Annotated in this window: 4 protein-coding genes; all 4 read right to left on the reverse strand. The window is 75.9% G+C overall.

Annotated elements, in window-relative coordinates; translation table 11 throughout:
- A partial coding sequence (locus LLG88_15490) for a DUF255 domain-containing protein (protein MCE5248311.1) occupies window positions 1-1,088 on the reverse strand: 1,088 nt, incomplete at its 3' end.
- Window positions 1,089-1,163: 75 nt separating this feature from the next.
- Window positions 1,164-5,033, reverse strand: a complete 3,870-nt coding sequence (locus LLG88_15495) for a hypothetical protein (GenBank protein MCE5248312.1) — start codon at window positions 5,031-5,033, stop codon at window positions 1,164-1,166.
- Window positions 5,030-8,692, reverse strand: coding sequence for a DUF3857 domain-containing protein (locus LLG88_15500; protein MCE5248313.1), 3,663 nt, complete (start codon window positions 8,690-8,692; stop codon window positions 5,030-5,032). Before LLG88_15500 ends, LLG88_15495 begins: the two co-directional genes overlap by 4 nt.
- 45 nt (window positions 8,693-8,737) lie before the next feature.
- On the reverse strand, window positions 8,738-10,413 hold a 1,676-nt coding region (locus LLG88_15505), incomplete at its 5' end, for an N-acetylmuramoyl-L-alanine amidase (protein MCE5248314.1).

Genomic DNA, 10,413 nt, shown 5'->3' on the forward strand with positions numbered 1-10,413 from the left:
GGCCGCAGCGCGAGGACGTTCGCGCCGTCCATGTTCCCCTCGTCGGTCACGTCGTAGGCCGCGGCGAACGCCTCGTACTCGTCCGGCGCGAGCGCCGCGCGCAGTTCGTCCGCGGCGAAGACGTAGAAGGCGCCCTCGCCGCCGGGCGAGTCGGCGTCCTCGGCGCAGGCGAAGCCTCCTTCCGGCGCGGCGAGGTCGGAGAGGACGTAGTCGAGCGTGCTCCGCGCGACGCGGGCGTAGAGCGGGTCGCCCGTCGCGAGGTGCGCGTCGAGGTACGCCTCCGCCAGGTTGGCTTGGTCGTAGAGCATCTTTTCGAAGTGCGGCACGAGCCAGCGCTCGTCCACGCTGTAGCGGTGGAAGCCGCCGCCGAGCTGGTCGTGGACGCCGCCGCGGAGCATCCCGTCGAGCGCCCCCTTCGCCGTCTCCAGCGCCTCGACGTCGCCCGTGCGGCGCCAGATCCGCAGCAGCAGGCGCGCGTCGTGCGCCGGGGGGAACTTCGGCGCGCCGCGCCTGCCGCCGAAGAGCGGGTCGCGCCGGGCGAGCCACGCCGCGGCGAAGTCGGCGAGGACCGCCGGCGAGAGCGGGCCGGCCGCGCGCCGGTCCTCCGCGGCGAGGAACGCGGCGAGGTCCGCCGCGGCGGCGCCGACGCGGGCGCGGCCCTCGCGCCACGCCTCGTCGATCTGCCGCAGCAGCTCGAGGAACGCTTCGCGCGGGTAGTACGTTCCGCCGAAAAACGGCCGCCCTTCGGGATCGAGGAAGACGGAGAGCGGCCAGCCGCCGGGGCGCCCCAGCGCCTGCACGGCGTCCATGTAGATCGCGTCCACGTCGGGACGCTCCTCGCGGTCCACCTTGACCGCGACGAACCCGGCGTCGAGCAGCGCCGCGACGTCGCCGTCCTCGAACGACTCGCGCGCCATGACGTGGCACCAGTGGCAGGCCGCGTAGCCGATCGAAAGGAAGACGGGACGGCCGAGTTCGCGGGCCTCGGCGAAGGCCGCGGCGCCCCACGGCCGCCAGGCGACCGGGTTGTCCTTGTGTTGCCGGAGGTAGGGGCTGGTCTCGCCGTCGAGCAGGTTCCGCCGTTCCATCGTTCCGCTCCTTGGCCGCGGAACGAATAGACGGCGGGCCGCCCGCCGCGGCAACCGCGGCGGGCGTGTCCGGGGCTAACGGTTCAGCGACGGGCTCGGGACGGCGAGGATCACCTCGCGCGACTCGGCGTCGTCCACGAACTGGGCGAAGGAGCGGAAGAGCGGGTAGTCGGCCGGCTCGATCCGTCCGGGCGGCATGTTCACCTGCCGCACGGTGGTGATCGTGTTCGGCTGCCGCTTCACCAACAGCGCGTAGCCGCCGAACTTCTCGCCGCGCGCCGCCGGGGCGGGGGACTCGACCGGGGCGAGCCCTTCGGGGTAGTGGAGGCGGATCTCGTCCCGCCGCTGCTCCTGGGTGTCGATCAGCAGCGCGGAGACGCGCTGCTGGAGCGAGGCGTACTCGGCGAGCAGCTTGAGCGGGCGGCTGACCAGCGGCAGGGCGAAGCCGGTCGGCGTGCGGCGGCCCCAACTGCCGCCGGAGATCTTGAGCTGGATCCGCAGGTCGGCTTCGGGATCGTCGAGCCCGGTGAGCTCGCTGTCGTCCACCGAGGCGCCGGGGAACGCGTCCCCCGCGAGCTGGCGGAAGACGTTCGGGCGCTGGTCCACCGGCACCTCGCGCAGCATCCGCCGCAGCACCGCGCCGAGCGCGCCGCGCGTCGTCGTCGTCACCACGCCGGAGACGCGTCCCTCGGCGTCGAGCGTCAGGTCGGCGTCGCTCTCCTCGACCGGGCCGGTCTCGCGCCGCGGGATCGCGACGATCGTCGCCGGCGCGTCGAGCGCGAGCGGGATCTCCAAGCCGTCGGCGCCGGCGAGGCGCGCGGGGAAGGCGTCGAACGGGTAGTCGGCCTCGCCGTAGTCGAGATAGCGCTCGTTCCCGCCGGCGACGATCTTCACCAGCGCGTAGCCGAAGGCGCCGGGGCTCGGGCAGTCGAGCTGCCGCCCCTTGTACTCGATCGGCCGCGCGAGGACGAGCCGCGCGTCGAGGCCGAGCATCTGCGCGAGCGCGAGCGCCACGGCGGCGCGGTTCCCTTCGCCGGCGGAGGCGGAGACGCTCGCCGGCACGCCCATCGCGAGCGGCGCGCCGCCGGGACGGATCTTCTCCGTCACCACCGCGTGGAGCGCGCGGGCCAAGGCGTCCGGCCCGCCGTTCCCGGCGCGCTTGCGGACCTCGTCGGCGAGCGCGGGGAGCGGCGCGTCCGGGACGAGCATCCCGGCGAGGCCGCTCTTCACCAGCGACCCGAGGTCGGCCCAGGTCTCGCCGAGGCCGAGGCGGATGTTCGGCACGACCTCCAGCTGGTCGGCGATGTGCGGTTCGGCGGCGAGGCGCGGCATGCGCCGCGCGGTCCAGGAGCGGACGCGCAGCCCGCCCTTCGTCTCGTCGGTCGTCGTCAGCCCGCGCATGTTGCCGCAGACCTCGACCGGCAAGTCCTTGTCGTGGGCGATGACGTAGCGCGAGAAGTTGTACTCGCGGTCCTCGCCCTGGAAGAGGAACAGCGTGCGGTTGTCGAGCGAGCCGGGGATCCCGCCGTACGGATCGATGTAGCGCCGCCAGACGTACTCGACGGCGTCCCCCGGCTCGAGCCCCGGCAGGTTCACCGGGCGCTTCTCGCCCGCGGCGACGTCGGCGTAGCGGCCGTCCTGCTTGTGGATCCGCAGCCCCTGCAGCCGCGCCCCCGGCTGGATCTCCAACTCCCCTTCGCGCTCGACGCCGGCGCGGGTGTAGACGGCGTGGATCCCTTGGTAGAGCTCGGTCTGGCCGCCTTGGCGGTCGATGAAGGTCGAGGCGACGTCGGCGAGGAGCGCGGAGTCCACGCCGGTCGTGGGACGGCTGGCGTCCTTGAGGATCTGCTCCGCGTCCCCCAGCCAGGGGCGCAGCGGATCGGCGACGCCGCGGCGGGTGAGGCTCTCCCAGATCGCGATCCGCGACGGCTCCAGTTCGAGCGTGCGCTTCAGCTCCGTCCCGGCCGCGTCGTCGTCGCCGCGCAGCGAGAGGACGGCCGCGCGGCGGTACGGGATGAACGCCTCGTCGGGAAAGAGCCGCGCGGCGTCGTCGAGCGCGGCGAGGGCGGCGGCCGGATCGCCTTGGTCCACTTCGACCCGCGCGAGGCCGAGGCGCGGATAGAGGTAGCTCGGCCGGTTGGCGATCATCGCCCGCCACGCGGCGCGCGCCTCGTCGGCGCGCCCTGCGGCGACGAGGAAGTCGGGCCAGCCCTCCTCCAGCGGATCGCGGGCGAACTTGGCCGCGAGCGCCTCGCCCAGCTTGCGCTGCGCGCCGTACTTCCGGTACAGGTCGATCGCCGCGTCGAGGAAGTCGCTCCGTCCCGGGGCGAGGGCGCGGGCGCGGTCGATCCGCCGTTCCGCCTCGGGGAACCAGCCGCGCTTCATCGCCACGCGGAACTGGGCGAGCAGCGACTCCGGATCGTCCGGCGCCGCGGCCAGCGCCTCCTCCGTTCCCTGCCAGGCCTCCTTGAGCTGCCCCGCGTCCTCGTCCATCCGCGCGATCAGCAGCCGCGCGCGGAGCAGCCGCGGATCCCCCTTGACCGCTTCGCCGAGCAGCGTGCGCGCCTTGGCCAGGTCCTCTTCGACCGACTTTCCGGTGCGCGCGGCGAGCGACCACTCGCCGAACATCGCCGCGACGAGCGGGGCCTTCGGCCAAGTGGAACGGAGCTGCTGCAGCGCCGCGCCGAGCCGCTCGTCGAGGCCGCGCGCCCTAAGCCACGCCACCGCGGCGAACGCCGTCGCCGGCGGCGTCGCGGCGTCGATCGCCGGCGGGTCGTCGAGCGGCGCCGGCCACGGCGCGACCGTCGCCGTGCCGTCGGCCGCGCCCTGCACGGGCGCGGAGCGGACGCCGGTCGCGGCGCCGGGGGTCGCCGGCTCGACGTAGAGGATGAACGGCGTGAAGCGGCCGGAGTTCGCGATCTTCGCCAGCAGCCGGTGCCGTCCCGCGGAGAGGGTCGCGCGCACGGCCGGCGCCTCGGGCGGATGGCTGCGCGTGCGGTCCACGAGGAGCGCGCGGGCGCCGTCCACGAAGAGGGCGAAGGAGGTCGGCGAGGCGGCGACGAGGCGCACGGTGGTCGGGGCGTCGGCGACGACGTCGGTCGCGGCGTAGACGACGCCGAAGGTGCGGTACTGCACCGGCACGACGACCTTGCCGTCGGAGAAGGTCGTGTCGAGGCGCAGCGCGGGACGGCCGTCCGCGGCGCGCCCCGCGGGCGCCGACAGGTCGCCGCTCTCCGGCGGGAACGGACGCAGCAGGTCGAGCCGGTCGAAGCGGCCGAACGGCCCGACGAGCGTCCAGGCGGTGGCCCGTCCGCCGTCGCCGACGAGGCGCGCGAACCCTTCGGCGGGACGCTCCCGCCGGGAGAGGACGCCGGCCAGCGACTCGAAGGCCATCGCGCGGGCGTCGGGGACCGCGGCGAGGCGGCGCCCCGCGGCGATGTCGTCGTAGAGCTGCAGCGCCGCGCCGCCGCCGTCGGGGGCGCGCGGCGAGAGGCCGACGAGCATGGCGAACGCGCCGGCCGCCTCCGGTCCGGGCGGGTCGGCGAGCAGCGCGCGCACGAGGGTCAGCTGCGCGCCGGCGAGGTCGTCCCGCGCCTCGAGCGACGAGGCGAGGCCGATCGCCGCCGAGAGGTCGGCGGGGCGCGCCGCGAGGCGCGCGGCGAACATCTCTTCCGCCTCGCGTCCCTTGCCGGCGAGAAGCTGCGTCCAGCCGTCGGCGCGCGACGCCGCCGGCGCGGCCCGCCGCGCGGTCGGCTTCGCCGCGGCGGAAGAGGCCGCGGGCTTGGCCTTCGCCGCCGCGGAGGAGGCTGCGGGCTTGGCCTTCGCCGGCGCGGCGGCGGCCTTGGCCGCGGGGCGCGGCGCGGGCGGCGCGGGGGCGGCCGCGCCGAAGGAGAGCGAGAGGGCGAGGGCGAGCGCCCCCGCCGCCGTTCCGCGGATCGACGTCATCGGGGCCTCATCACGATCCGTCCGGCGAGGGCGTGCGTCGCCCGCTCGACGAACGCGGCAAGTTCGGGGATGCGCGCCAAGGGGGCCTCGCCGCCCTTGAACGTGCAGTCGATCGTCACGTCGGCGCCGCGCGCGGTGGCGCGGACGTCCACGATCACGCGCCCCCACGGCGACTCGACGACGTCGCCCGGCGGCAGCTCGGCGATCGTCCAGCCGGGCGGCGCGGCGACGTGGGCGACGACGCGGCGGGCGGAGGGCGGCGGGAGGAGCACCGGCAGCTTGCGGTCGGCCGCGGGGCGGTCGAACGGCGGCTCGGGCACGGCCAGCGCGAGCGGCGCGGAGAGGCCGTTCCCTTCGGTGCGCGCGAACCGCTCCATCCGCGCCTTGTAGGAGAAGCGCACGGCGGCGTCGGTCAGCGAGACGGCGTCGAACGAGCTGGAGAGGAGCGTCAGGTCGGGAAGCGTGCGGCGCAGGCGGTTGGCGAGGACCATGCCGCGCCGCTCGGAGAGGCGGAAGTAGCCGCGCTCGCGTCCGGCGTCGTCGCCGCGCGCCTCCACGGCGACGTTGACCGCCGCCGAGCCGTCGGCGCCGACGGCGATCGTCTCCTCGCGGCCGGTGAAGCCGTCCTCGGGCGCCATCTCGGGGATCCGCGTCAGCGTCCCCGGCGCGTCCCCCGCGGCGTCCACGAGCAGGGCCACCGAGTCGCGGTCCCCCGCGGGAACCTCGCCGACCGCGTGGTCGGTCACCGTGCCGTCGAGCCAGAGGTTCTCCTCCGGCACGTAGACGATCGCGTGGTCGAAGTCGGCGAAGGTCGGCACCGTCGCGTCGATCGGCCCGCGGTCGCGCGTGCGGACCAGCGCGATCCGCGCGTCCACGCCGGCGACGCGGAGCATCGCGTACATCAGCGTCGCCTTGTCCTTGCAGTCGCCGAAGCGGCGGCGGTGGACCGAGGGGACGTCGTACGGCTTGAGGGCGTGGATGCCGAGCTCGAGCGCGACGTAGCGCGTGTTCTCGATCACCCAATCGTAGACGGCGCGGATCTTCTCGCGGCGCGTCGCGGCCTTGGCCGTCAGCCCCTTGGCCAGCTCCTCGACGTCGGCGTCGGGCGCCGCCTGGTCGCGCACGAGCTTGGCGTACATCCGGCCGAGCGCGCCCCAGTCGTCGGCGGTGCCGACGACGACGTAGGGGACGCGCGCCGTCGGCGGCGGGGCGAGCGGCGCGCTTTCGTACGCCGGCAGCGGCGGCACGTCGAAGACCTCGACGATCTGGCCGTTCTTGTCGGCGCGGCGCGGCGCCGGCTGCTCCGCGACGTTGACGAAGCGGCGCCGCACCGGCCGCTCCGGCGCGGCGGCGACGACGACGCGCGCGTCCAAGACCGGCACGTTGTCGCCGAGGATCGCCACGTCGCCGAAGTAGCCGTCGCCGAGCGTGTTCGACGCGCCGCGGTCGGCGATCTGCCAGCGCACGTCGATCAGGTCCCCTTCCTCGAGCCGCGGGAAGTCGAGCTGCACGACGCGCGTGTCGTACCACATGCGGATCTCGGGGTCGGGGAGCATCGGCTGCTCGCTGCGGCCGGCGAGGACGACGCTGCCGTCCTTGCGCACGAGGCGGGCGGCGAGGACCGTCGCCTGCTCCAGCGTCGGCGAGTAGCTGAAGCCGAAGCTGCGGGCGAACGTCGCCTCGTCGGGACGCCGCACGCGGACGATCTGCTGCTGGAAGCGGACGGCGAGGCCGTTCGCGCGCACCTGGTAGGCGGTCGTGCGGCTGAGGACGACGGCGGCCGGGTCGCCCGCGGCCGGACGCTCGCGTTCGACGCGGCGCGCCTCGTCGAGCGGCACGGTCCACTCCGCGGCGAACGACTCGTCCGCGCCGGTCGCGGCGGCGATCCGGTCGCCGAGCGAGCCCGGATCCTGCGCGACGGCGAGCGCGCGCTTCCACGTCGCCGCGGCGTCGGCGCCGTCGCCGAGCGCCAACTGCGCCTCGCCGCGCAGCTCGAGCAGCCCGGGGTGGGTCGGCGCGAGGGCGAGCGCCGCGTCGGCCTGGGCCAGCGCCTCCTCCGCGCGCCCGTCGGCGAGGAGGAAGTGCACCAGACGGCCGCGCCAGTTCGCGTCGAGCGGCTCGCGCGCGAGCGCTTCGTCCACCAGCTTGCGCGCCGCGGGAACGTCCCCCGCGTCGGCCGCCATCTCGAACGCCGCGTCGCGGACGAAGTCGTTCGTCCGCTCCTCGGCCAGCGCCGCGGCGAACGTGCGGCGCGCCTGGGTCGGCTGCCCCTCGGCGCGGTAGAGCTGGGCCAGCCGCTCGAGCAGCGCGACCTGGCGCGGGTTCGCCGCGACGAGCTTGGCCAGCGTCGCCTCGGCGCCGGCGGGGAAGCCGCGGTTGTCGCGCGCCAGAGCCGCCCATCCCTCGAGGTACGGATCGGGACGCCCGCACTCGTCGAGCGAGCGGCGCGCCTCGGCGATCGAGTCCTCGGTGCGCTCGTACTCGAGGTGGTAGCCGGCGAGGCGGCGCAGCGCGCCGGGGTTTGTCGGATCGACTTCGAGCAGCCGCTCGAGCGCCTCGCGCCGCCGCGCCGGATCGGTGTCCACGACGGCGAGAATCCACAGGACGTCCGCGTCGCGCGGCGCGGCGGCGGCGGCCTCGCGCGCCAGCGTCACCGGGAGCGTGCTGTCGCGGTCGGGAAGGCCGCGCGCGGCGAGGTCCTGCGCGCGCAGCGCCTTCGCCGTCGCGCCGCCCGACTTCGCCGCCTGCTCGAACAGGTCGGGGAGCGTCGCGCCGCGCGCCGGCGCGAACGAATTGGCCGCGGCTTCGCGCTCGGCGGCGGCGCGGTCGGCCGGCGCCGCGACCTCGACGGCGCGCGGATCGAGCGGCCGGCCGTCGGGACGCGTCAGGCGCACGGCGAGCTGCCACGGGCCGTCTTCCTGCTCGACCTCGAAGGCGACGCGGTGCCAGCCCGGCGCGAGCTCGGCGAAGGCGGCGAGCTGGTCGAACTGCAGCGACCGGCGCCCCGGTGGATCGAGCAGCGTCTTGCCGTCGAGCAGCACGCGCGCCCGCTCGTCGGCGCCGTAGCGGAAGGCGACGGCCGTGCGCTCGGCGGCGCGCACGTAGAAGACGGCCGCGGCGACGGAACGGGTCGCGGGGCTCATCACGTAGTGCAGCGGCAGCGTCGGCTCGGCGCCGGTCGCGAGCCGGCGGAAGCGGCCCGGCTCGTTCTTCGCCAGGTCGTCGTAGAGCCCCTTCGGCACGTCCGTTCCGGCGAACGGGCCGGCGACGAGGTACTCGCGCACCCAGCCGAGGCGGGCCGCGCGCGCGGCCGCGGCGGCGTCGTCGCCGTGGTCGAGGTCGGCGACGAAGAGGACCGAGTCGATCTCGGCGGCGACGAGCGGGTTCGTGTCGGGGAGGGCGCGCAGCGCGTCCATTTCCGCTTCGACCTGACGCGGATCGGCCGCCGTGCGGCGCATTTCGGCCGCGGCGCGCAGCGGACCGAGGGCCTCGGGGCCGGCGCGGCGGGCGCGGGCCTCGGCGAGGCGGGCGCGCCACCAGTCGTCGAAGCAGGGGGCGCTCGGCGCGGCGAGGGCGGCCGCGGAGGCGCAGAGAAGAACGAAAGCCAAGGGGAGAAGCGCCGCGCGGCGCCGCGCGGCGAGGAAGAAACGAGAGGGCATGCGCTCTCCTCGGGGAGGCCGGAGGCCCCGACCCGCAAGCGCCGATTATCGCGCCCCGGTACGGGCGCCGCCCGTCGCGCCTCGGGGGCCTTTCGTTTTCCCGCCGGCTTCCCGCCGCGCGCCCCCCGCGCCCTTCGCCGCGGCGGGCTTCGCGGCGGCGCCCGATCCGACGGTGTTCTTCGCCGCCTTCGGCGCCGCGGCGCTCTTCGCGGCGGACTTCGATCCCGCGCTCTTCGGCGCGGCCGCCTTCGACGCCGCGTTGGAGACCGCGGCGCTCTTCGGCGTCGTCGGGCGCGGCGCGGCGGCTGTCTTCGCCGTCGACTTAACGACGGCGGAGTCGGGCGGCGCGGCGGCGGGCGCCGCGGCGCGGTCCGCGGGGTCGGCGGAGAAGAAGCTGCGCAGGCCGGCGACGATCGCGCGCGCGATCCGCTCCCGCCCGTCCGGTCCGCGCAGCAACTGCGCGTCGTCGGCGTTGCCGAGGTTGACCGTCTCGAGCAGCGCCTTCGTCGGCACGAGATTGGCGCGCAGCACCGCGGGGAGCCACGTCTGGCCGTTGCCCGGCCCGCGGACCACGCGGTCGCGCACCGGCTGCCCCTCGTGGACCGGCAGCCCCTCGTCGCGGTAGGCGGCGACGAGCGCTTCCGCGAAACGCCGCGAGACGGCTTCGTCGTAGAGGCGCGCGTCGCGCGGGAGCGGCCGCGGCGCGCCGCCGTCGGGCGACGGCGCCAGCACGCGTCCGCGCATCCGCTCGCCGGGGATGTAGACCGTCGCGCCGCGCAGCGACTTGTGCAGCGAGTCGGCGTGCAGGCTGAGGAAGACGACCTTGTCCGGCGCCGCGCCGCGGCGCTTCGTCAGGTCGGCGAAGATGCTGTTGGCCAGCGTCCAGCGCATGTTGACCGCCTTGCCGGTCGCGCCGCGCACGATCGGCGTCGGCGGGTTCGTGTCCACCACCGCCTTGCGCGAACGCGGCAGATCCTCGCGGTCCTGCACGCGGCAGCCGCGCGATCCGTCGCGCACCAGAAGACGCGCCGCGGCGGACGTCTCGTTCTCGACGAGCCGCTTCACGCGGCAGGCGACGTCGAAGACGTAGTCGCTCTCCCAGACGTCCCCCGCCGTCGCGCCGCCGGCGTCGCCGCCGTGCCCCGGATCGAGCAGCAGCGTCACGCCGGCGAGCGCGACCGCGCTCGTCGTCGGCGCGAGACCGACGATCTCCGCTTCGTGCAGGCGGGCGAGGAGGCGCCGCGGATCGTCCTCCGGCAGGAAGCCGGTCGAGAGCATCTCGGTCGGGATCTTGACGACGTCGCCGACGCCGATCCGCCGCACGTCGGCGACGCCGCTCCGCTCGCGCACGATCTCCGCCGCGGCGTTGACGTCGTCGGGGCGCGTGAAGTCGGTGAAGCGCACGACGACGGCGCTGTAGATCGCCTCCCCCTTCTGCATCCGGTAGGCGGCGTACGCGCCGCGCCCGTCCTCGCCGAACGTCAGCGGCCCCTTGGGCGGCGGCGCCGGCTTGAAGAGCGGCAGCAGCATCGAGGCGGGGACGCGCGTCGCGCGGCCGCGCGGCAGCTCCGGCCCCGCCGCGCGGTTGAAGGCGGCGACGCGGCGCCACGCCTTGCCGTCCCCCGCGAACCAGAGCGCGACCTGCCAGAGGCTCTCCGCGTGCCCCGGCACGCGGGCGTCGGCCGGACGGTGCTCCCACGCGCCGTTGCGGAAGCGGTCGG

The organism is bacterium (genome assembly GCA_021372775.1).
Lineage (GTDB): Bacteria > Acidobacteriota > Polarisedimenticolia > J045 > J045 > JAJFTU01.

Coding starts and splice junctions, on each gene's coding strand:
- LLG88_15495 (MCE5248312.1), bottom strand. CDS start 5,033: ATGACGTCGATCCGCGGAACGGCGGCGGGGGCGCTCGCCCTCGCCCTC.
- LLG88_15500 (MCE5248313.1), bottom strand. CDS start 8,692: ATGCCCTCTCGTTTCTTCCTCGCCGCGCGGCGCCGCGCGGCGCTTCTC.